We start from the raw sequence: 22,552 nt of genomic DNA, 5'->3' as shown, positions 1-22,552 counted from the left end.
CGAGCCGCAGTCGCTCAACAACCACATCCGCAACCCGCTGCGGCTCGCGGCCATGGGACTTGAGTGGATGCTCTTCAACCGGGGGCCGCTGACCGTGGGCGCGGGCCAGGTGGGCGGGTTCGCGCGCACGCAATACGCACGCGACGATCGCGCCGACGTGCAGTTCTCCATCATGCCGCTGTCCGTGGACAAGCCAGGCGAGCCTTTGCATCGCTTCTCCGGCTTCACGGCGACGGCCTGCCAGTGCCGCCCCGACTCGCGCGGCTCAGTGGAAGTCACGTCAGCCGACCCGTTTGCGCCGCCACGCATACAGGCCAACTACCTCAGTCAGGAGATCGATCGCAAGACCATTGCCGACGGCATCCGCATGCTCCGGGAGATCTACGACCAGCCTGCGTTTCGCGGCCTGGTCGAGGCCGCGGTGCTACCGGACGCATCGCACAAGACGCAGGCGGACCTCTTGCGGTTTGCCTGTGAGCACGGCAGTACGGTGTTTCATCCGAACGGAACTTGCCGCATGGGCACCGACGCCCGCGCCGTGGTCACGCCGCAGCTTCGTGTGAATGGCGTGTCGAACCTGCGTGTGATCGACGCCTCTGTCATGCCGCGCATGACCTCGGCCAACATCAACGCCCCGACCATCATGATCGGCGAGAAGGGAGCCGCGATGGTCCTGCAGGCAGTCACTCAGGGGGTGTGATGGACAGCATCGGGCTTCGCTCTGTTTCGGTTTGCGTGTATCGCGTGCCCATCGAGGTGCCGGTACAGACGTCATTCGGCATCCTGAGGGATCGCGCGGCAGTCGTGATCCGGATCGCGGACGACGCGGGCCATGAAGGCCTGGGCGAAGTTTGGTGCAATTTTCCGACCGTGGGTGCGGAGCATCGCGCGCGACTGGTGGCAGAGACCGTCGCTGCGCTTGCATTGGCACGCAGGTGGAGTTCACCGGCGCAGTGCCATCTCGAACTGTCGGGCGCGCTGCACATCCTTGCGGTGCAGTCGGGTGAGCCCGGTCCGATCGCACAGGCGCTTGCCGGATTCGACATCGCGATGTGGGACCTGGCCGCGCGACGGGCCGGTCTGCCCCTTTGGCGCATGCTGGGCGGGGCATCGCCCAACGTCAAGGTCTATGCGTCCGGATTGAATCCAACTTCGCCCGAGCGCCTTGCCGCCGCGAAAGCACAAGAGGGCCACACGTCGTTCAAGCTCAAGGTGGGCTTTGGCGCCGAGCGTGACCTGGCCAACCTGGCCGCCATGCGCGCCACGCTGGGCGACTCGGCCACTCTGATGGCCGACGCAAACCAGGCGTGGGACGTTGAGCAGGCCATCGATATGGCCGGGCGCATGGCGCACTTCCGGCTGGGCTGGCTGGAGGAGCCGATCGCGGCCGACCGTCCCCTGCACGAGTGGCAGCGCCTGGCGAAGTCATGCGCGATTGCGCTGGCGGCCGGCGAAAACCTCAGGGGGGATGACTTTGGCCGGTACCTGGACGCGGGTGTGTTGAAGGTGCTGCAGCCGGATGTGGCCAAGTGGGGCGGCTACAGCGGTTGCGCGCCGCTTGGCAAAGCCGCAGCCGCCGCGTCTGCGTGGCTGTGTCCTCACTGGCTGGGCGGCGGTATCGGCCTGCTCGCGACCTATCACCTGAAGGCGGCGCTGGGTGGCGAAGGCTACGCCGAAGTCGACGCCAACCCGAACCCGTTGCGCGAACTGCTCGCGGGCGAACTGCCTCCGGTGCGCAACGGCGCGATCGTGCTGCAGGAAACCCCCGGCCTTGGCGCGCAACCGCAACTGAGTGCACTGCGCCGCTACCAGGTCGCGGAAAAGACAGTGCTGGCCACCGAACTTTGAAGGGAGCAAGGACACGAACGAAAAGCCCCGCATCATTCTCGTCATGACGGACCAGCGATGCCCCAGCCATCGCCTTCAAACGCTTAGGACGTGCCTACTCAGGAAAGCCCACGAAAACGCAGGCCTCGCTGACGCTCTTGCGTTCGGACACCACCGCGTTGGCCGGGAAGGTCTCGTCCGGCCAGCCGAGCGCGATGCTCTTCATGATCACCTGGTCTGCAGCAATGCCAGCGTGCTCGCGCACCACCGGCGACTGCATGATTCCCTGGCTGTTGATGACGCAACCCAGGCCCCGCGACCAGGCGGCATTGACGAGCGCGGTGGAGACAGCGCCGCAGTCGAAGGCCGTATCGTCGCTGCTGGCGAGCACGCGGTCATAAGTGACGATGACGCAAACCGGCGCGTCGAACTGGCGAAAGCCCCGCATGACCCAATCCTGGCGCATGGCGGCGTCGTCCCGCGCGATCCCCATTGCCGAGAACAATTGTTTGGCGACACCGATCTGCCGCTCGCGGTGCTGTCCGCCAAAGGCCTCGCCGGTGCGGAACTCACGCGACTGGGGGACGCCTGCGATCATGCGTTCGGTGTTGCCTGCGCGAATGCGGTTGAGCGCATCGCCGGTGACGACGTAGAAGTTCCAGGGCTGGGTGTTCATGGACGACGGGGCGCGCATCGCCAGCGCAATGATCTCCTCGATCAGCGCCCGCGGAACCGGGTCTGGTTTGTAGCCGCGGATGCTGCGGCGGCCGAGGATGACGTCGTCGAATTGCATGTTGAGCCTTTGGAAATGATGAACCCCGGACTTCAATCGCTGGGAAAGCTGTAAATCACTTTACTTCCGTTGCGAACGAATAAGCCCTGGCTCTCTAACTGGTCGAGCAAAGCCTGAGTCTTCGCTTCATCCAGTCGCGGTTGGAACAACGCGCTGGCCGAGCCCAACAAGGTTTTTGCGGAGGCGGGGCGCTGGCTTCCACGCGCAAGCAAATACGCCATGATCGTCGACAACTTATCCTCATCCGGTGCTGCTCCGGGCATCTTCACGATCGGGATGTCGTAAACGTTCTCATGACGCGAGACATGAAGACCTGCTGCCTGCATATGCTGCATGAGCGGATCCATCCCCTTGTCAGCCGTGATCACATGATAGAAAGCGTCCGGTTCGGATGCAGTCAATTGGCCCAGGTAGTAGACCATGTGAAAGTCAAGTGCGTTGCGCCCAACGGCGGACACTCGTATGTAGCGCGCATCTGCGCCCTTCGCCTGCATGGCGCTGGCGATGCCAATGCCAACGCGCGGTTGGCTCGCGCCAACAAAGTGTCGCCTGAGTCGGCCCCATGTAAGATGGACTCAGCAGTACGGATTTGGGACTGAATCAGTCCACCAAGACAGGAGACTCCCTGTGACAGGCGAGTTGGCGCGCATTCGCACACTGAGGTCCCTCGGGGTGCTCGACACACCGGCGGAAGCCGTCTTTGACAGGATTGCAAGGCTTGCGTCAATCGTGTGCGACACGCCCATTGCGCTTGTGAGTCTCGTGGATGCCGACCGCCAGTGGTTCAAGGCGAACTGGGGCCTCGAGGGTGTCACTGAAACTCCCAGGTCAATTGCTTTTTGCGACAAGGCGATCGCCGGTGATGGCGTGTTCGTGGTGGAGGATGCGCAGCAGGACCCGCGATTCGCGGCGAACCCCCTTGTGGTCGGCTCTCCCAACATTCGGTTTTACGCCGGCGCGCCCGTGCGTATGCCAGACGGTTTGGCCGTCGGAACCGTATGTGTGATTGCCCGGGAGCCCAGGTCGCTGACGGAGTCGCAGCGTATGCAACTGACGGAGCTTAGCGCCTTGGCGCGCGACGTCATGGTTGCACGCAGCGCCAAAAACGAGAGGCTCGCCAGCAGCAATGCAATGTTGAATCGCGCCGAGACACTGGCCCGAGTTGGCGGCTGGATCAGCGACATGCAGGATCGCACATTGACATGGACGGCAGGGATGCACACGCTGCACGGCGTGCCCATGAACTACGAGCCTCGGTTCGACGGACACCGCCGCTTTTTCGACGACGCGTCCAACCAGTTGATCGACGCCGCAGCTACGGCCGCGCTCAAGCACGGCAAGGGCTGGGACCTGCAGTTGCCCATGCGTCGCCCGGATGGTTCGCAGATCTGGGTACGTTCCGTCGGACATGTCGAGTTCGAAGACGGACAGGCGCGGCGACTGGTCGGCACGCTCCAGGACATCACGGACCTGCATGAACGCGAGACCGGCCTGTCCTCGGCTAAAGAACTGCTCTCGGCCATTGTCGACAACCTGCCGTGCGGCGTGAGCGCATTCGACCAGTCGCTGCGCATGTTGATCGACAACACCGAATTCAGGCGGCTGCTTGACTTGCAGTCGATCTATAAGGACGGCAGACCTGACTTCCAGACGATCATCCGATACAACGCGGATCGTGGGGAATACGGCCCGGACGCCGACGCTTCGTTTCAGGCCATCGTCAGCCGTGCGCGTCAACCCATTGCCCACGCATTTCACCGGACCCGGCCCGGCGGGCGAGTGCTGGACATTCGCGGTGCACCGCTTCCTGGCGGCGGATTCGTAACGACATACATGGATGTGACCGCAGAAGCGCGCATGCGCGATGCACTGCGTCGGAGCGAGGAACGACAAAACCGCGCCCTCGAGGCATCGCGCGTCGTTCTCTGGGATTACGACGTCGGCGCAGACATACTTTATCTTTCCGAGCGATGGTCCGAGCTGATGGGGCAGTCGCCCGCTCCTGTCGAAACATTGATGGCCACACTGGTTGCGCGCATTCCTGAACAAGAGCGGAAAGCTGTTAGAAATGCGTGGCTTTCTGCGCTAAGGGGCGAAGCAAGCCGCTTCACCAGCGAACACAGAATCGTGGCGCCTTCCGGCGATGAGGTCTGGTTCCTGGTGCAAGGGCGGGTCGTCGAACGGGATGCTTCCGGGCGCGCCCTGCGAGTGACAGGCACGAACACCGACATCACCCTGCGCAAGACCATGGAGAGTGAACTCCAACGGGCGAAGGCAGCAGCGGAACGCTCCAACCAGGCAAAGAGTGAATTCGTCGCGACAGTCAGCCACGAAATGCGGACGCCGCTTCACGGTGTCCTGACGCTGCTGCGCCTGATTTGCAACAGCGCCGACGCAGCGAGCATCACCCGCTACGCACAGATGGCTCAGGGTAGCGCGCAATCGTTGCTGCAGTTGATCAACGAATTGCTCGACGACAGCAAACTGGAGGCGGGCAAGCTGGATGTCGTGGCCGCACCCTTTGACCATGGTGCCCTGCTTGACGAACTCGAGACGGTATTTCGTGCGCGGTGCGAGGAGAAGGGGTTGGAGTTCATCCTCGCCCGAGCGGGCGATGTTCCCCGTTTTGTGAAGCTGGACGGATTCCGGCTTCGGCAGATCCTGCAAAACCTGCTATCCAACGCCGTCAAATTCACGGGCAAGGGAACGGTGAGCCTCACCGTCTCCTGCGAGCAAGGTGATGTGCTTGTCACTGAAATCAAGGATCACGGCATGGGCATGAGCGAAGTGACTGTGGATGCACTGTTCCAGCGTTTCCAGCAAGCCGACTCGACGACTGCCGGCAGATTTGGTGGAACCGGGCTGGGGCTGGCAATCTCGCGCGACCTTGCGCGGCTCATGGGTGGGGACATCACAGTCACCAGTGAACTGGGAAGGGGCAGTACCTTTGTCCTGAAATTGCCGTTCGAGCCAACCGCGGATTGCGACGGTGCGGGGTCAGACGCGTCAGAGGGCGTGCTGATTCACATTGCCCGCGATTCAGGTGTAGTTCTCGTGGCGGACGACAATGAGGTCAATCGCTTCGTCGCCTGCGAGCTTCTCACCCGATTGGGAGTGCGCAGGGTCGAGACAGCTGGCGATGGCGCAGGCGCGGTCGAGCGCGCGATGGCCTTGAATGCGTCTCTTGTTTTGATGGATTGCGAGATGCCGGGCATGGATGGGTACGCGGCGGCGACCCGCCTGCGCGAACTCGGGTTCCAGGGCGGGATTGTCGCTCTTACCGGAGCAACGCCGGAGAGGGGGGCAGCGCGATGCGCGCAGGCCGGCATGAACGCAATGATCTCCAAGCCCGTGGACATTGCGAGGATGCGCGAGGTCCTGGATCGTTGGCTACCGCCAGATCAGGATGTGCATCCTGCGAGAGCTATTGACGCCGCAGAGTTTGACGCTGCTGAGTTTGACGCTGCTGAGTTTGACGAGCGATGTGATTTCGATGATGAGCTTGCACGCAAGGTCCTGGCAATATTCCTGGAGACCACTGAAAGAGACACCGCTTTGCTGGTGTCTCATGTCCGTAGCGGGGACAGGGAATTGGTCCGTCAAGTTGCGCACAAGCTCGTGGGGAGCGCAGGAACCGTCGCCGCGAACCGCCTCCGGGAACTCGCTGTGGATATTGAATCGTCGGCGCCGGACCGCAGCCTCCAGGATCTTGGCGACGGGGCTATCGCGCTGGCGGGCGCTTTCGAACGCTTCAAGATAGCGGTGACGCCGAGGCTCGACAGCTGAGATCGGCGACATTCGTCTCGGGGCCGCTTCAGACGTTACGTACAGCCCCTTGGATGTCTGCTTCCGGCCAGACCCAGCCCCGCAACTCCCCATCCCGCATTTACCTCCCCGAAACACTCCCAAAACCCCCAATCGCCATCGCACGATTCACAATATCTGCATGAGTGCCCCAGCAATCGCCTTCAATCGCTTCGGCCTTGGCGCGCGGCCCTCCGATGCGCCGCCGGCCGACCCGCAGCGCTGGCTGCTTACCCAATTCGATGCGTATGACCCACTACCGGCGCCGTGGCGTTCGCAGGCTCGCACATCGGCGCTGGTCGAAGTCTGGAACAACATGCAGCGCTCGGTGCGGCAGGCGCCGCAGGACCTGCGCAGCGGCATTCGCGAGGCCTACCTGCGCGATGGCCGCAGGGACTACCAGGCGGCGATCGGCGCACGCATGACCAGCGCGCTGCAGACGCCAACGCCTTTCATCGAGCGGCTGGTGCACTTCTGGTCCAACCACTTCGCTGTCTCGGTGGACAAGCTGCTGATCGTCGCACTTGCGGGAAGCTTCGAGGCCGATGCGATTCGACCCAACGTGCTGGGCCGGTTCGAAGACCTTTTGCTGGCGGCCTTGCGGCACCCGGCCATGCTGCTGTACCTTGACCAGGCGCAATCGGCAGGACCGTCCAGCACAGTGGGCGCACGCGGCCGCGGTCTGAACGAAAACCTTGCGCGCGAGATCCTGGAATTGCACACGCTTGGTGTGCGCAGCGGCTACACCCAGGACGACGTGAAAGAGTTCGCACGCGCCCTGACCGGATGGACCTTGCCGGGAGACGCGGCACGCGCAGACGCAGGCGCGGCAAGCTTCCGCTTCGTTCCTGCACTGCACGAGCCCGGCGCTCGCACCATTCTTGGAAAGACCTATCCCGAAGGCGGCGAGGGCCAAGCGCGCGCGGTGATCCACGACCTGGCGGCTGCACCGGCCACCGCGCTTTCCATCGCACGCAAGCTGGCACGCCACTTCGTCGCGGACGATCCGCCTCAGGCGCTGGTGCAGCGGCTGGCAGACACGTTTGCGCGCACCGGCGGTGACCTCGCGAGCGTCTATCGCGAACTGATCGCGTCGGACCAGGCGTGGCGGCCGGATGGCGTGAAGTTCAAGTCGCCGTGGGACTGGTCGGTTTCTAGCCTGCGCGCCACCGGACGCAGCGAGATGGCGCCGACCCAGGCCGCCAACCTGATGACCCAGCTGGGCCAGCCTGTGTGGCGGCCTGGCTCGCCTGCGGGCTACAACGACATCGCAGCCACGTGGGCCGCACCCGATGCGCTGATGCGGCGCGTCGAAGTTGCGCAGCGCCTCGCACAAGAGGCGGGCGATGCGGTGGAAGCCCGTGCGCTGGCACCCCGGGTGTTGCCTGGCGCGTTGAGCGAAGCCACGGCAACTGCAATTGCCCGTGCTGACAGCGGCGGCACGGCGCTTGCGCTGTTGCTGGTTTCACCAGAATTCCTGAGGCGGTAACGATGACGCTGGCGATGGTGAACACGATGAACATGGATCGACGCAGTTTTCTGGGCGCTGCGACATTGCTGGCCGCTCCGCAGGTGCTGTTTGCGCAGGCAGCCACCGAGCGGCGTTTCATTTTCATCATGCAGCGCGGCGCGGCGGATGGCCTCAATACCGTGATCCCCTATGCCGAACCCGCTTACGCCAGCCTGCGTGGCGCGCTGGCGATCGATGCGGCCACTGCATTGAAACTGGACGGCACCTTTGCGCTGCATCCGGCATTGCCAAAGCTGCGTGAGCTTTACGCGGCAGGGCAAGCCAGCTTCGTGCACGCGGTCGCGTCGCCCTATCGCGACAGATCGCACTTCGATGCCCAGAACGTGCTGGAGACGGGCGGCAGGGCGCCCTACCAGTTGAAGGATGGCTGGATGAATCGCCTGCTTGCCTTGCTGCCACGGGACGGCAGGCAAGCCATTGCGTTCTCGGCCGCTGTGCCCCTGACGATGCAGGGCGCAGTCGCGGTCACGACCTATGCGCAGTCAGCCTTGCCCGAAGCCAACGAGGACCTGCTCATGCGGGTGCAGCAGTTGTATGCGACCGATCGCCAGCTGCATCCGTTGTGGAACTCGGCGCTGGAGGCACGCGGCATGGCCGGCGAGAGCATGGGCGGCGGCGCAAGACGGCAGGATGGCGCCGCGATCGGTCGCATGGCGGCGGGCTTTCTGGCTCGCGCCGACGGACCGCGCATCGCGATGATCGAAACAGGCGGCTGGGATACGCACAGCGGACAGAACGCGCGCCTCGCAAGGGAACTGCGCGGGCTCGACGGCCTGATCGGCGCGCTGCGCGACGGCATGGGCGCTGCATGGGCAGACACGGTCGTCCTGGTCGCGACGGAGTTCGGACGAACCGCTGCAGCCAATGGCACCGGCGGCACGGACCACGGCACGGCGTCCGCTGCCATGCTGCTCGGCGGGGCGGTGCAGGGCGGGCGGGTCATCTCCGACTGGCCTGGCCTTGGGCCGGGCAACCTGTTTGAAGGCCGTGACCTCAAGCCCACGCTGGGGCTGGATACGCTGATCGCTGCAGCGTGCGCGGAGACCTTCCGGCTGGAGCCGGAGCGAACGGCGCGTGCACTGTTTCCGGATGGGGGGCGGGGCAAGGCAGTGCCAAGGCTGCTGCGGGCGTAGCGCTTGTGAGGTGCCGGCTATTCGATGTAGCAGTTCAGCCGCGTGAGGGTGGCGTCGACCCACGAACGGTCGAATGTTCCTGAAGCGATATCCGCGACCATCTTCGCTTCGACATCCTGCTTCTTGCGCGCCATCTCCAGCAGGCTTGCGACATCGTCGAACGGCACGCAAAGAATCCCGTCTCCGTCCCCGATGACCAGATCGCCCGGCTCAATGACCATGCCATCGATGGCGATGGGCACATTGATTTCGCCTGGGCCGTCCTTGTAGGGCCCACGGTGTGTGACACCGGCCGCAAAGACCGGGAAGGGAGATGCCGCGATCCAGTCGGCGTCGCGTATCGCGCCATCGATCACCACGCCGCCAAGCTGCTGGCGGATGGCGTCGCCGATCATGATCTCACCGATCAGCGAATTGGTGAGGTCACCGCCTCCGTCAACCACGATGACGTCACCTGGCCTGGCGAGTTGCAGCGCCTTGTGGATCATCAGGTTGTCGCCGGGGCGTGTCTTGATCGTCAGCGCGGGGCCGGCCATACGACCACCCGAGTGCATCGGGCGAAGGCGTGCACCGCCGGCTGTCATCCGCGCCATGCAGTCGCTCACGTTCGCCACCGGAACGTCGAGAAATTCGCGCGCGAGCGCCAGGTCGACGGCACGTTGCCGCTTGAGGATTCGAAGTCCGTTGTTCATGGGGATGTGTCTGCTTCAGTCGAGTTTGATGTTGGCTTTCTGGACGACAGGCGCAAGCTTGTTGCGGTCTGCGGCGTACTGCTCGGCCATCTGCCTTGGCGTGCCGGCGATGATTTCGCCACCACTGTCCAGGATCTTCTGGCGCACGTCGGCCTGGACGACCAGCTCATTGATGGCGGCGTTCCACTTGTCGATGACGGTCTTTGGGGTGCCCGCAGGAGCCATGAGTCCCCACACGCTGGCCAGCTCCACGCCCTTGATGCCGGCTTCGGTGTAGGTCGGCACCGTCTTGAGCACGCTAGAGCGCTGGCCGGATGTCACGCCGAGCGCGCGGACCTTGCCGCCTTCGATGTGGCTTTGCATGGTCGGCACCGAGCCCATGTACATGTCGACCTGGCCGCCGATCAGGTCGGGCAGCGCCTGCGCCACGCCGCGATACGGCACGTGGGTGAGCTTGATACCGGAAGCGCCTTCCCACAGTTGCTCGATGAGGTGTGCCACCGTGCCGGTGCCCGGCGAAGCAAACGTCAGCACACCCGGTTTGGCCTTGGCCGCGGCAACGATGTCGGCAAGCGACTTGTATGGCGAGTCGGCCTTGACCACAAGCACGGCGGCACCGCGCGCGATTGTTCCGATGGGCTCGAAGTCCTTGATCGGGTCATAGGGCAGCTTGCTGTACAGCAGCGGGTTGAGGACAGCGTTGTCCGTCTGCGCCATGACAAGCGTATAGCCGTCGGGCTTGGCTTTTGCGACTGTGTCCAGTGCAAGGTTTCCGCCGGCACCGGGCTTGTTTTCGACGACAACGGTCCAGCCGTACTTGGTGGTGGCCGCGTTGGCGATGAGCCGTGTGAGGGAGTCGGTGCCGCCGCCAGCCGGGAATGGCACGACGATGCGGATCGGCCTGTCGGGATAGGTCTGTGACGCAGCGCCGAACGCGCACACGCTGGCCGCGAGGGCGATGGCAATTTGCCGGAAAAACTTCATGAACTTGTCTCCTGAGTAAAAAACGGGGTGATGTCAGGCGTTTGCAGGCGCGCCGGCCGGTTGCGCGGACGCATCGAGAAGCCACTGCAGCGCGGCTTCAATGCTCTTGCCCTGGTACGGCATGCAAGCCTGGCGAGTGGCCGTGCGCTCGAACAGCGATTCGACAGCCGGCAGCACCAATGGGTCGATCCCGGCCATGCGCATTTGCCGCTGTGCTTCGGCCACTTCCTTGCGGCGTCGCGCCGAGTGTTCGATGTGCGTGCAGACCATGGATTCCATCTGCGCGCGCAGCGAGCCCTTGTCCACGTCGGAAAGAATGTCGTGCAACTGGGAGCGCAGCCCACGCCTTTCTGCCGTGGTGAGGCACTCCACCGACAGCGCCTCCAGGCCCTTGGTGAAGATGCTGCGCAGCAGCTTCAGGGAAGCCGCATCGCCGGGGCGGGCGCCGACAATTTGAATGGGGGAACCGATGCTGCGGTACAGCGTGGCGACCTCGCCCGCCCGCTCGCCTGCGCAAAGCAGTGGCGTCTTCGCGCCATGGATGTTGACGGCGCCCGTGATCGCGACGTCCACGAAGTGATGGCCGGAAGCAATGGCCTGGTTGTTGGCCCGCACCATGTCCTCGGGGTCGGCCGTTGTCATGTCGACAAACAGGGCGCCGGCGCGCATTTGACCCAGCGCCGCAGTCGCGACCTCGCGCGCTGCCGCACCAAAGACGGCGCTGACCACCACATCGGCATCGGCCAACCAAGCGCCGCCCGTGGTGTGGACCGGCGTGCCGAGCGCCCGTGCCAGCATGTACAGGACTTCTGGCGGGTGGGCGTCGGCGATGCCGCATATCTGTGCACCGCTGGCAGCGAATGCCTGCGCGTAGCACTGTCCCACCATCCCGCCGCCAATTAAAGCCAATTTCATGGATCGCTCACAGAAGTCCAGGACAAATAATACAAATAAAAAACAAAATAGCAAAGAATTTTCGGGTTGCATAGGGTTTGTACTGCGCGATGGAAAACAAAACTAGAACATTTCCATACCCGTCCTAAAATCTGGCAATTCCAGGGGAACACACGATGAGGGACAGCGACAAGGCGTACGGAATCATTCGCCAACGCCTGGTAGGGGGGCATTACAAGCCGGGCGCGCAGTTGAAGGAGGAGCCGTTGGCGCGCGAGCTGGAGCTCAGCCGCACGCCCGTGCGCGCGGCATTGAAGCGGCTCGTCGACGATGGGTTGGCAACCGATACCGCAGGGCAGGGCATCCACGTTGCACAGTGGAGCGAATTCGATATCGAGGAAACATTCCAGCTGCGGATGCTGCTTGAGCCTTACGCAGCCAGCCTGGCAGCGGCGCGCGGTGGCGATGATCTCGTCAGTCGCCTGCGAACCAGCAACAGGAAGATGGCCGGCGCAATACGCCAGCGCGACGTCGATGCGATCCAGGGTGCCAACAAGGACTTCCACCATGCGCTGATCGACGCGTGCGGCGCACCGAGGCTGCGGACCATCATCGAAACGATGATCGACATGCCGATCATCACCCGGTCGTTCTATCTGGCCACACCTGCCGAATTGAAGCAGAGCCTGCAGCATCACGAGGACCTGACGCTTGCGGCCGCTGCCGGTGACGGCGAACTCGCACGGCAGGTGATGCATCTTCACTTGCGCCTGTCATACCTGCGATTCATGCGACATCGAAGTGAATCCCGGCGGTCCGCGATCGTCGTATCGGCAGGAACCACGTAGATCCCGAACCATTGGATAAGCCATGCCCAAAACCATCTTCATCAGCCTCCCCGTCAGCAACCTCCCGGCCTCAACCGCCTTCTACACAGCCCTGGGCTTCACGCACAACCCGCAGTTGAGTGACGACACGGCCGCGTGCATGGCGTGGAGCGAATCCATCCAGGTCATGCTGATCACGCACGCGAAGTGGCGCAGCTTCACGCAGCGGCCGTTCCCTCCATCGGGCACGAGCGGCCATATGCTCTCGCTGGCAATGGACAGCAGGCAAGCAGTCGATGCGATGAACAGCGCCGCTGCGGCGCACGGCGGACAGGCCGACGCGAACCCGCCCGAGGACCTGGGCAACATGTACTCGCGCGACCTCGCTGACCCCGACGGCCATCTGTGGGCCACGGTCTGGATGAACCCTGCGGCAATGGCGTCTGCCAACAACACCTGAGGTGATGATGAAATCGCAAGAGAAGGTCACGGGTCCGGCGTCCTACTTTCCCTCCATCGAAAAGAAGTACGGTCAACCCGTCGAGCATTGGTTCAAGGTCCTGCAAGGGGCGGGCGACTTGAAGCACATGGAACTGGTGGGCCTGCTCAAGACCGAGCACGGAATGGGGCATGGGCATGCCAATGCGCTGGTGGCTTATCACCTGGCCAGGCGCTAGGGCGAGATCGTTTGCGAAATTTCTGTGACCGTGGGCTCGATGGGTTGATGCAGCCAATCAAGAAAGTCCTCTTCGAGCAGTCGCCCCCCTTGTGGCGACACATCCTGTTGCTCTGGCCAATGGCGGTGCTGCCGGCGCTTGCCGTTGGTGGTCTGGCTCATCTCATTGCGCATGCTCTTGGTGTTGGGCAGGCTTTTGGATTGGGTGCCCATCCCGGCGTCAGCCTGGCTTCCGCCTTTCAGTCGATTCTTTTCGCGCCATTGGTTGAGACATTGCTTCTCGCGCTCTTGATCGAGGCCTGCGCGTTCTTCAGGCTGAACAAGTTGCTGATCGCGGTGATCGCTGGCGTGATCGCCGGCTTGCTGCATGCAATCGCCAGCCCCATCTGGTTCTTCACCAGCGCATGGGCGTTTTTTGTTTACGCGTGCGCGTATCTGGCGTGGCGGCCTTCATCAGTGCCGGTGGCTTTCACTGCAGCGGCGCTGGTCCACGCGCTCAACAATCTTGTTGCAGCCGTACTGCTGCTTCTGGTCGGATATTCATAAGGTGCCGCAGGCCTGGTGCCCCAGCAGTCACCCAGCCCGCTCCCAAAGCACCCCCAACCTCCCCCCAATCCTGCGCCCGTGCGTCAGCGCGATCTCATCGATCGTCAGCTCCTTGCGGCGCTCGCGCGCTGTACGCAACGCCGCTAGCGCATCCTGCTGCGAGCCCAGCCGATCCAGGCACGCGGCCTGCAGCACATACGACAGGTGGAATCGCGGGTCGACGCGGCTTGACTGGCGTACTTGCGCCAGTGCTTCTTCAACGCGATCCTGCCGCAGCAAAAAGCAGCCCAGCAACCAGCCCCAGAACCCCAGGCGCCGGTCGCGCGGGCTGATCTTCATGCCGTAGCGCAGCCGCTCGATTCCCTCATCGAGCTTGCCGTTGAGCGCCAGTGCTGCACCCATCGCGACGTGCGCCTGCGCATTGCTTGGATTCAGTTCCAGCGCACGTTGCAGCGTCGCTATGCCGCGCTCGAAATCCCCCAGGTCGCACAGCGCGCATCCTGCATAACCCAGCACCTCGGAGCTGCCGTCATCCAGCTTGATCGCCGCGTTGGCCGATGCGATCACATCGGCGCGCAGGTCAGGCGTGTTGGGCACCATGCCGATGTTGGCCTCCAGGATCGTCAGCAGCGCGTACTGGCTGTGGCCAAGGCCGAAGTTCGGGTCGCGGCTGGTGCTGCGTTTGAGTTCGTTGCGCGCGGTGGTGATGCCCTCGGCGCTCCAGCCCCGGGCAGCCAGCGCGCCCACGGCCTCGTGGTAGTGCGCCCAGGCATTGAGGTTGTCCGGGCGCTGACGGCGGATGTGCGCGATCTCGGCTCGGGTGAGTTCGGGCTCCAGCTCGCTGATGATGCCGCGCGCGATGGTCTCCTGCGCGTCGCCGGTCTCGCCCGGCTGGCTGTCGAACTGCGCGCTCCACAGGATTCGCGCGGACGCGGCCTCAACCAGTTGCAGCGAGATGCGCAGCGAGTCGGCCTTGGGGCGCACGCTGCCCTGCACCAGAAATCGCACGCCCAGCTCGCGTGCCACATCGCGGATCGGCGTCTGCTGATCGCGAAACGAGCCGGTCGAAGCATGCGCAATGACGATGAAGCCGGGCACGCGGGCGAGCAGGGCTGTGACGTCTTCCACCAGCCCCTGCGCGAAGTACGCAACCCGTGAGTCGTCCGACAGCACGCCCAGGGGCAGCACTGCGATGGTGGGGTGCTCAGTGGGTCCGGTCGGCGCGGGCTCAGGGGATTGCGTATCGGTAGGGCGTAGCGGCAGCGTGAAGCGGTAGCCGCGCCCCGACACAGTGGCAATGGCCGACGCGCCCAGCACCTTGCGCAGCGTGGACACATGCACCGAGAGGTTGTTCTCTTCGACCACCTGGCCCGGCCACACATGCTCCAGCACTTCGCTCTTGGTCAGCACGCGGTCGTGATGGTTGACAAGGCATAGCAGCAGGTCGAAGGCGCGCGAGCCGAGGGCGGCCGGTGTGCCGTCGACGAGCAGGATTCGCTCGGAAGGTTTCAGCTCGAAACGGTCAAATCGCAACGACTCTGGCACACGGACTCCTGGCAGTGTTTTCAGAAAAAACAGGAATTCTTCAGAAAACGCCAAAGACTCAAGCCGCGCTCCTGAAGGACAGTCAAGCCTGCATCCGCAAACCTGTCTCTCAATTTTTACCCTGGAGCGCATCATGCCCGCTAACGCCCTGCAACCGACCGTTTACATCGCGCAAAAGCCCCTGCGTGCCAGCTACAGGGAATCCCCGGCGCAGGCCCTGATCACGGACCATGCGCGTACCTGCGGCGACACGCCATCCGATCCGTTTCACCTGCGGGTGGAACCCATGATCGGCAGCGGCCAGCTCGTGCCCATCGGCACGCATGCCGCAGTCGGTGGGTTGCACGACGCCGCAACGCCGGGTGACTTGCTTTGCGCTGCGTTGGCCGCGTGCCAGGACTCATCATTTCGCATGGTCGCCAACCTGCTGGGCGTGGAACTCACCCATCTGGAGGTGACGGTCAACGCGGGTGCCGATGTGCGCGGCGCGCTGGGCATGGACGCGAGCGTGCCCGTGGGCTTCCAGTCGATCACCTGCGAGGTTCGCTACACCGCCAAAGAGGGCACACCGGTTGAACTTCTGGAAAAGCTCAACGTTGCCGCCGAGCGCAGCTGTGTGGTTCAGCAAACCCTGAAGGCGCCGCCGCCGGTCCGGACGACTTTCACAGCCGCAATTGCCACTGTCGAGCTTATCGGCCACGCCTGATCGCCCACAATCGGGGGATGTCAATCAATCTCATCCCCCGAAAACTTTCGTCCAACCTTTTGCTCGCAGCCGCTATCGCCGCGGGCACCCTGATCTCCGGCTCGGGGTCTGCCATGGCGGCGCAGCACGATGCCAAGCGCGCAGCCGTCCGCAAGGCAACAGCGGCGGCCCCGGCCCCCGCGCCCGCCGCCGGGCAGACCGCTGTGACTGGCGGTGCGCCCGCGCTGGCCGCCAAGGCCTGGCTGCTCATGGATTTCGACTCCGGCCAGATCCTGGCTTCGGCCAACCCCGATGAGGCGCTGCCGCCTGCATCGCTGACCAAGATGATGACCAGCTTCATCGTCGAGCAGGCGCTGCGCTCGGGCAAGCTCAAGAAAGACGACCTGGTCACCACCAGCCAGAACGCCTGGTGCCGGGGCTCCAGCACCGAGTCGTGCATGTACCTGCCGCTCAACGGCCAGGCGACGGTCATCGACATCCTGCGCGGCATCATCATCCAGTCGGGCAACGACGCGTCCAAGGCGATTGCCGAGCACATGGCCGGCTCCGAAGAAGGCTTTGCCAAACTGATGAATGCCGAGGCCAAGCGGCTGGGCATGACGCACACGAATTTCGTGAACGCGACCGGGCTGCCGCACCCTGAGCACAAATCATCCGCGCGCGACCTCGCCATCCTGGCGCGCGCCATCATTCGCGACAGCTCCGACTACTACGCGATCTATGCGGAGCGGGACTTCAAGTACAACAACATCAAGCAGGGCAACCGCAACGCCTTGCTCTACACCGACCCGACGGTCGACGGCCTGAAGACCGGCCACACCGAAGAGGCGGGCTACTGCCTGGTCACTTCGTCCAAGCGCAACGGCATGCGCCTGATCACGGTCATCCTCAACACCAACAGTGCCAATGCACGTGCCGACCAGACGCGCACCTTGCTGGCATGGGGCTTTGGCAACTTCGAAAAGGCCACGCCGATCCAGCCGAATACGTCGGTCGGTGCGGCCAAGGTGAGCTTCGGCAAGGCCGACACGGTGGCCGCAGGCCTGGCATCGCCGTGGACCCTGACCGTGCCGCGCGGCCAGCAAGTGCAGACGTCGGTGCAGCTCCAGCCTGATCTGCAGGCGCCGGTAGCCAAGGGGGCCGTCATCGGCAAGGTGGTCGCGACCTCGAACGGCCAGCCGGTGGCCGAAGCGCCGCTGGTTGCCCAGGCTGATGTGGAACGCGCCGGCTTCATGCTGCGGATGTGGCAGCACGTGACGCGCTTGTTCGGCAAGTAACTGGCGAACGGGATTTACTCCCTCTCCCGATCGGGAGAGGGCAGGGGTGAGGGCAGGCTGCGATAGCGCCCCCACACCACTTAAACCCCCACCAAAAATTCCTCAATCGCCGCGTTCACCTCTTCAGGATGCGTGATCGGCCCCATGTGCCCCAGCGCGGGAAACCGCAAATGCCGTGCATGAGGCAAGGCCGGCACCAGCAGATCTGCCACGGCCAATGATGAATCCGGCGATGCATCGCCCGTCATGTACAGCACCGGCATGGTGATGGACGCGGCACAGTCCTGCAGGCTCGCCGGCTCGGTCGTGAGCGTGTGACCCCAGCGCCCCACGTGCCGGATGGATCGCTCGATGGCGGGCTTGCGTTCGACGGGTGTCTGCGCCCACGCGCCATCGCCCATCCAGAAATCGATGAAGGCCCTGGACGCAGCGTCTGTATTGCCCTGGACGAGCGCAGCCTCGGCGCCGGCGACTGCATCCCGGATGCCATTCACGCGAGCGGGTTCGCCAGACGCCAGCACCAGTGAGAACACCGTGGGTTCATACAGCGCCAACCCGGCGACACGGTGCGGGTGCATGAGCGCTGCCTTGAGCGCCACTGCCGCGCCGTACGAATGCCCGACCAGGAACACCTGGCCAGCATCGGATTCGAGCAGAGGCGCAACCAGGTTCACTTCATCGGCCAGCTGCAAAGGTCCGGGCGACGTGAACTCGGGTGATTTACCCGCCCCGTAACTATCCACCGCCACGACTTCAAAGCGCGAAGAAAGCCGATCCGTCAATGCCCGCCATTGGCCCGCGTGGCTTGCGTTGGAGTGAAAGCAAACGACGCGCCGACCGTGTCCGGCGCTGCGATGGAAGGGGGCAGGTTGGGTCATTGCGGCATCGTAACTGGCCCGGTGCATCGCGTTGGACGTGCCCGACAATCGGGCCGATGATGGCCCCGCTTGTTGCCCTGACGGTCTACTACAACCCCTTTGGCGTGGAGCGCCGGCGGCGCAATTACCACGTCTTTCGGCGCAATCTCGATATCCCGCTGGTCACGGTCGAATGGGCGCGCGACGGCCATTTCGAGCTGGCGTCTGGCGACGCCGATCGGCTGATCCGCATCGAGGGCGGAGACCTGCTGTGGCAGAAAGAACGCCTGCTCAATCAGGGGCTGGCAAACATCCGCGCTCATTCGCTTGCGCGCGATGTCGTGCTCATTGACGCCGATGCGGTGTTCGCCGAGCCGGGCTGGTCGGCGCGCGTCTCGGCGCAGCTGAAGCAATGCCCGCTGGTCCAGACGTTTTCGCGCGTGGACTATCTGCCGCCACTGCCGCCTGGCGCGCTGGACATCGCGCAACTGGCGGCAGTGACCCCCGAGCGCAGCCTGCCTTCCATCGCCAGTGCCATGGCGCAGGGCAGCGCCCTGTTCGACGCCCGTTCGGACCTGGTGCGCGCGATGGCGCCCACGGTCACCCCGGTTGCCGGAATCCCCGGCATGTCCATCGCGCTGCGCCTGGAGTCACTGCCGGGCTTCGAGTTGTACGACGGCAATATCGTCGGGGGCGGCGACCAGGTGCTGGTTGCGGCAGCGCTGGGGCGACTGGACGAGCACTTTCACCATCGCCCGCTGGCACCCGGCCACCAGGCCGATATCCGCGCCTGGGCGCGGCGTTGCCTGCCGGCATTGCCGGGGCTTGGCCTGGCCGACAACCGCGTGCTGCATCTGTGGCACGGTGCGATGGAGGGGCGGCAGTACGGCATGCGCCACCACATTCTTCATGACTGCGACTACGACCCGCGACGTGATCTGGACCACAGCGGTGATGCGCTGCGGTTTGCCAGCGGCACGGACCGATTGAAGGCCGCAGTCGGGGCCTACCTGGTGTCGCGCGGGGACGCATGACGCTCCTGCAGGTGTAGCCCGCGCTGGCGCAGGACTTCGATCGCATCTGACTGAGACGATCGTCTCACTGTTTCAAGCCGCATGGAATCCCTAAAGTGCGATGCGTTCCCGCAGTACCTCGCGAGGACAGGTGGCGTGCTCCTCGCGCGCCAGTTTCAACCCGACTGATATATGCAAATGCCGAACAGCGCCCCGACCCTGAATTCTCTTCTCAGCCCCGTGCTGACCACCACCTTCGAGAACGCCATATCCCCGGCGTGGACTTCGGTTTCTTCCCTGCTTGGAGGTGGCTCGGATGCCGACAGCAACACCCTGGGTATCGCCATCACCGCGCTGGACACCAGCCTGGGCACCTGGCAGTTCAGCAACGATGCGGGCGCGAACTGGCTGACCATTCACGCGGGCCTGATCAACAGCACGACCAACGAACTGGCACTGCTGCTCGCACCGACGGCCCTGGTGCGAATGGTGCCTTTTGGCGAGCTGAGCGGAACCCTTGCCGATGCGATCACGTTCCGGGCCTGGGACCAGACCAGCGGCAACCAGGGCGACTATGTAGTCATTGCTGGAACGGGTGCAGACAGCGCGTTCAGCAGCGACAGCGATACGGCGGCTCTCTCGGTCAGTGCCGTCAACGATGCGCCCACCTTTGCGCCAGTTGCGGGGACGGGCAAGGCGCTCGTCCCGGTGGGAATCGGCGATGACTTTGGCTCGGGCCTCACCGTACAGCCCGACGGCAGGATCGTGGTTGCGGGCTACAGCTCCAACGGCTCTAATGACGATTTCAGCCTCATCCGCCTGAACGCCGCCGGGACGCTGGACACCAGCTTTAACGGCACGGGCAAGGTGCTGATGCCGGTGGGAAGCTACCATGACTATGGCATGAGTGTTAACGTGCAGCCCGAAGGCAAGATCGTGGTTGCGGGCATCAGTCAAGAAGAAGGTTCCGACGGCGATTTCAGCCTGATCCGCCTGAACGCCGACGGCACGCTGGACACGAGCTTCAACGGCACCGGCAAGGTGACGGTCCCGGTGGGAACCTCCCATGACGTTGGCAGAAGCGTCACTGTCCAGCCCGACGGCAAGATCGTGGTTGCGGGCTACAGCTTCAACGGCAACGACAATGACTTCAGCCTGATCCGTCTGAATGCCGACGGCACGCTGGACACCAGCTTCAACCTCACGGGCAAATTGCTGGTCCCGCTGGGGACCGCCGGTGACCTTGGGTACAGCGTGACCGTACAGCCCGACGGCAAGATCGTGGTCGCGGGCCACAGCGCCAGCGCAACCGGCACTGACTTCAGCCTGATCCGTCTGAACGCCGACGGCACACCCGACACGAGCTTCAACGGCACGGGGGAGTTGCTGGTCCCGGTGGGAACCGGCTCCTATGACTATGGCCAAAGCGTCACCGTACAGCCCGACGGCAAGATCGTGGTCTCGGGCTACAGCATCGACGACGCCGGCAGCGACTTCAGCCTGATCCGCCTGAACGCCGACGGCACGCTGGACACCAGCTTCAACGGCACGGGCAAGGCGGTGCTGCCGGTGGGAACCGCCTATGACGGGGGTTACTGCGCTACCGTGCAGGCCGACGGAAAAATCGTGGTCGCCGGCGAAAACTGGAATGGTGTCGACTGGGACTGCAGCCTGATCCGCCTGAACGCCAACGGCACGCTGGACACCGGCTTCAACGGCACGGGCAAGGTGCTGCTCCCGGTAGGAACCTTCGATGACGGTGCCGCGAGCGTCACCGTACAGCCCGACGGCAAGATCGTGGTCGGGGGCGTCAGTCACAACGGTTCCGACTACGACTTCAACCTGTTCCGCCTGAACGCCGATGGCACGCTGGACACCACGTTCATCGGTACGGCGACAGCGACCCTGGGCGGCACGGTCTCCTATACCGAGAACGCTGTGGCGATCGCACTGGACAGCACGGTCTCTATCTACGATCCCGAGCTCGCAGCGCAGGGCAGCTACAAGGGTGCAGCCGTCACCCTGGCGCGCCACGACGCTGCCTCGTCCGACGACATCTTCTCCGGCCTGGGCAACCTGTCGTTCAGCGCAGGCAACGCCGTGCTCTCGGGCGTGGTGATCGGCACCGTCACCACCAGCGGCGGCACGCTCACCATCACCTTTAACAGCAGCGCGACGCAAGAGCGCGTGAACGAGGCCCTGTCTAGCGTCGGCTACGCCAATGGCTCGGACAAACCTGCGGCCAGCGTGCAGATCGACTGGTCTTTCAGCGATGGCAATGTCAACGCGCAAGGAACCGGCGGGGCACTCTCAGCCACTGGGAGCACCACCGTGAATATCGCACCGGTCAACGACTTGCCCACTGGCGCGGTCACCATCTCTGGAGTCGCGAAGGTGGGCAATCTGCTCACGGCATCGAACACGCTGGCCGATGCTGACGGCATCGCGACACCGGTCGCCTACCAGTGGAAAGCCAACGGCGCGGACATCGACGGGGCCGTCGGCGACACCTTCACCGTGACTTCCGCCGAGGTTGGCAAGATCATTTCGGTGGAGGCCAGCTACACCGACGGGGGTGGCACGGACGAGGCCGTCACGGGCACCTTGACCCGTAAGGTGGGCGCAGTGCTGGTGGCCCGCATCGACGACAGATTCCTGTTCGGCACGCCAGGCGACGACACGCTCATCGGAGCCGGCGGAAGGACCAAGATGCTCGGGGGCGCCGGTGACGACACTTACCTGGTCACAGGGTTCGATCAGGTGCTGGAGGAATTCGACGAGGGTCAGGACACGGTCATTTCGAAGGTGGCCTTCACCCTGGGACCGAATGTCGAGAACCTCATCCTGGCTGGAACGAGCGAAGTGTCGGCCACCGGCAATGAACTGGACAACGTGCTGGTGGGTAACGCCATGCGCAACAAGATCACCGGCCAAGCCGGCGCGGACACGCTCACCGGTGGAGGCGGGGCTGACCTGTTTATCTACCAACGCGCCGGGGACAGCGACGCGGCGCGCTACGACACCATCACCGACTTCAATGCCGCAGACGGCGACCGGATCCGACTGACGGGAGTGGACGCCAACGAAACCCAGCTGGACGACCAGAAATTCATCTACATCGGCTCTCGGCCGTTCAGTGACTTTGCCGATGCCACGGCGCTGCTGCGATTCGACCCCGTCACGCACCAGCTCGAAGGCAGCGTGAACGCTGACGGCGCTGCCGAGCTGGTGATCGTGCTCGCGGGTGTCGTGTCGCTCAAGGGTGCCGACTTCGACCTCTAGCCTCGGGCCCCGGGGTCGGGCTCTTGCGGAAAACGTTAAACGCATCTGACCGAGACCAACGTCTCGCTGTCTAAACGGAAGGAAACCCTTAGCGTGGAATTCGTTCCCGCAAGACCTCGCGAGGACAGGGTGGCGTGCTCCTCGCGCGCCAGTTTCAACCGACCG

Annotated in this window: 19 protein-coding genes and 1 pseudogene; 13 read left to right on the top strand and 7 right to left on the bottom strand. The window is 64.0% G+C overall.

The window, feature by feature from the left end; translation table 11 throughout:
• A partial coding sequence (locus AQ12_RS07310) for a GMC family oxidoreductase (protein WP_048439224.1) occupies positions 1-700 on the top strand: 700 nt, incomplete at its 5' end.
• Positions 700-1,848: a mandelate racemase/muconate lactonizing enzyme family protein gene (locus AQ12_RS07305; protein ID WP_048439223.1), complete on the top strand. Its 1,149-nt coding sequence runs from the start codon at positions 700-702 to the stop codon at positions 1,846-1,848. The genes AQ12_RS07310 and AQ12_RS07305, both read left to right, overlap by 1 nt.
• Positions 1,849-1,942: 94 nt before the next feature.
• On the opposite strand, the gene AQ12_RS07300 is transcribed toward AQ12_RS07305, so the two are convergent.
• Together AQ12_RS07300 and AQ12_RS07295 are read right to left on the bottom strand one after the other, a co-directional pair.
• Complete coding sequence (locus tag AQ12_RS07300) at positions 1,943-2,620, bottom strand: nitroreductase (RefSeq protein WP_048439222.1); 678 nt, start codon at positions 2,618-2,620, stop codon at positions 1,943-1,945.
• A gap of 32 nt (positions 2,621-2,652) precedes the next feature.
• Positions 2,653-3,150, bottom strand: a pseudogene (locus AQ12_RS07295) (PIN domain-containing protein); the annotation flags it as partial.
• A 142-nt stretch (positions 3,151-3,292) separates the two neighbouring features.
• Between AQ12_RS07295 and AQ12_RS07290 the strand changes: the two are divergent.
• The 3 genes from AQ12_RS07290 (at position 3,293) to AQ12_RS07280 (ending at position 9,088) form a co-directional block, all read left to right on the top strand.
• A complete protein-coding gene (locus AQ12_RS07290) occupies positions 3,293-6,406 on the top strand; it encodes a PAS-domain containing protein (RefSeq protein ID WP_161798997.1) in 3,114 nt (1,037 codons plus the stop codon).
• Between the two features lie 160 nt (positions 6,407-6,566).
• Positions 6,567-7,913, top strand: coding sequence for a DUF1800 family protein (locus tag AQ12_RS07285; protein ID WP_048439220.1), 1,347 nt, complete (start codon positions 6,567-6,569; stop codon positions 7,911-7,913).
• Positions 7,914-7,939: 26 nt separating this feature from the next.
• A complete protein-coding gene (locus tag AQ12_RS07280; protein WP_048439235.1) occupies positions 7,940-9,088 on the top strand; it encodes a DUF1501 domain-containing protein in 1,149 nt (382 codons plus the stop codon).
• A 17-nt stretch (positions 9,089-9,105) separates the two neighbouring features.
• Here AQ12_RS07280 and AQ12_RS07275 read toward each other — a convergent pair whose 3' ends face one another.
• Genes AQ12_RS07275 through AQ12_RS07265 form a run of 3 tightly spaced genes read right to left on the bottom strand, consistent with a single transcriptional unit; the run spans position 9,106 to position 11,679 of the window.
• The gene (locus AQ12_RS07275; RefSeq protein WP_048439219.1) at positions 9,106-9,780 is read right to left on the bottom strand and encodes an RraA family protein; all 675 of its coding nucleotides are present in this window, start codon (positions 9,778-9,780) and stop codon (positions 9,106-9,108) included.
• 15 nt (positions 9,781-9,795) lie between these two features.
• On the bottom strand, positions 9,796-10,764 hold the full coding sequence (locus tag AQ12_RS07270; RefSeq protein WP_048439218.1) for a tripartite tricarboxylate transporter substrate binding protein: 969 nt from the start codon (positions 10,762-10,764) through the stop codon (positions 9,796-9,798).
• A 33-nt stretch (positions 10,765-10,797) separates the two neighbouring features.
• Positions 10,798-11,679, bottom strand: coding sequence for an NAD(P)-binding domain-containing protein (locus tag AQ12_RS07265; protein ID WP_082151449.1), 882 nt, complete (start codon positions 11,677-11,679; stop codon positions 10,798-10,800).
• 155 nt (positions 11,680-11,834) lie between these two features.
• Here AQ12_RS07265 and AQ12_RS07260 point away from each other — a divergent pair, with 155 nt between their 5' ends.
• From AQ12_RS07260 to AQ12_RS22685, 4 genes are read left to right on the top strand one after another with little or no spacing between them, the layout of a single operon-like run.
• Positions 11,835-12,506, top strand: a complete 672-nt coding sequence (locus AQ12_RS07260; RefSeq protein WP_048439216.1) for a GntR family transcriptional regulator — start codon at positions 11,835-11,837, stop codon at positions 12,504-12,506.
• Positions 12,507-12,528: 22 nt separating this feature from the next.
• Complete coding sequence (locus AQ12_RS07255) at positions 12,529-12,945, top strand: VOC family protein (protein ID WP_048439215.1); 417 nt, start codon at positions 12,529-12,531, stop codon at positions 12,943-12,945.
• Positions 12,946-12,952: 7 nt separating this feature from the next.
• Positions 12,953-13,162 (top strand): DUF4287 domain-containing protein, encoded by a 210-nt coding sequence (locus tag AQ12_RS07250; RefSeq protein WP_048439234.1) that lies wholly within the window; start codon positions 12,953-12,955, stop codon positions 13,160-13,162.
• Between the two features lie 47 nt (positions 13,163-13,209).
• A complete protein-coding gene (locus AQ12_RS22685) occupies positions 13,210-13,707 on the top strand; it encodes a hypothetical protein (RefSeq protein ID WP_152682715.1) in 498 nt (165 codons plus the stop codon).
• Between the two features lie 27 nt (positions 13,708-13,734).
• Here the strand turns inward: AQ12_RS22685 and AQ12_RS07240 are convergent, their stop codons facing one another.
• A complete protein-coding gene (locus AQ12_RS07240) occupies positions 13,735-15,252 on the bottom strand; it encodes a winged helix-turn-helix domain-containing protein (protein WP_161798996.1) in 1,518 nt (505 codons plus the stop codon).
• A gap of 133 nt (positions 15,253-15,385) precedes the next feature.
• Between AQ12_RS07240 and AQ12_RS07235 the strand changes: the two genes are divergently transcribed.
• Together AQ12_RS07235 and AQ12_RS07230 are read left to right on the top strand one after the other, a co-directional pair.
• Positions 15,386-15,958 (top strand): OsmC family protein, encoded by a 573-nt coding sequence (locus tag AQ12_RS07235; protein ID WP_048439212.1) that lies wholly within the window; start codon positions 15,386-15,388, stop codon positions 15,956-15,958.
• 17 nt (positions 15,959-15,975) lie between these two features.
• The gene (locus AQ12_RS07230) at positions 15,976-17,235 is read left to right on the top strand and encodes a D-alanyl-D-alanine carboxypeptidase family protein (RefSeq protein ID WP_048439211.1); all 1,260 of its coding nucleotides are present in this window, start codon (positions 15,976-15,978) and stop codon (positions 17,233-17,235) included.
• Positions 17,236-17,315: 80 nt separating this feature from the next.
• Here the strand turns inward: AQ12_RS07230 and AQ12_RS07225 are convergent, their stop codons facing one another.
• A complete protein-coding gene (locus AQ12_RS07225; protein WP_048439233.1) occupies positions 17,316-18,113 on the bottom strand; it encodes an alpha/beta fold hydrolase in 798 nt (265 codons plus the stop codon).
• A gap of 56 nt (positions 18,114-18,169) precedes the next feature.
• On the opposite strand from AQ12_RS07225, the gene AQ12_RS07220 reads away from it, so the two are divergent.
• Both AQ12_RS07220 and AQ12_RS07215 read left to right on the top strand, forming a co-directional pair.
• Positions 18,170-19,126: a hypothetical protein gene (locus AQ12_RS07220; RefSeq protein ID WP_048439210.1), complete on the top strand. Its 957-nt coding sequence runs from the start codon at positions 18,170-18,172 to the stop codon at positions 19,124-19,126.
• 219 nt (positions 19,127-19,345) lie between these two features.
• Positions 19,346-22,387 carry a hypothetical protein gene (locus AQ12_RS07215; RefSeq protein WP_161798995.1) on the top strand — a complete coding sequence of 1,014 codons (3,042 nt, stop codon included), beginning with the start codon at positions 19,346-19,348 and terminating at the stop codon, positions 22,385-22,387.
• Positions 22,388-22,552 lie beyond the last annotated feature (165 nt).

Source organism: Caenimonas sp. SL110 (assembly GCF_001044395.1).
GTDB lineage: Bacteria > Pseudomonadota > Gammaproteobacteria > Burkholderiales > Burkholderiaceae_C > Ramlibacter.
Note: the sequence above shows the minus strand (reverse complement) of the source record. Positions and strands in the feature narration are given on the sequence as shown.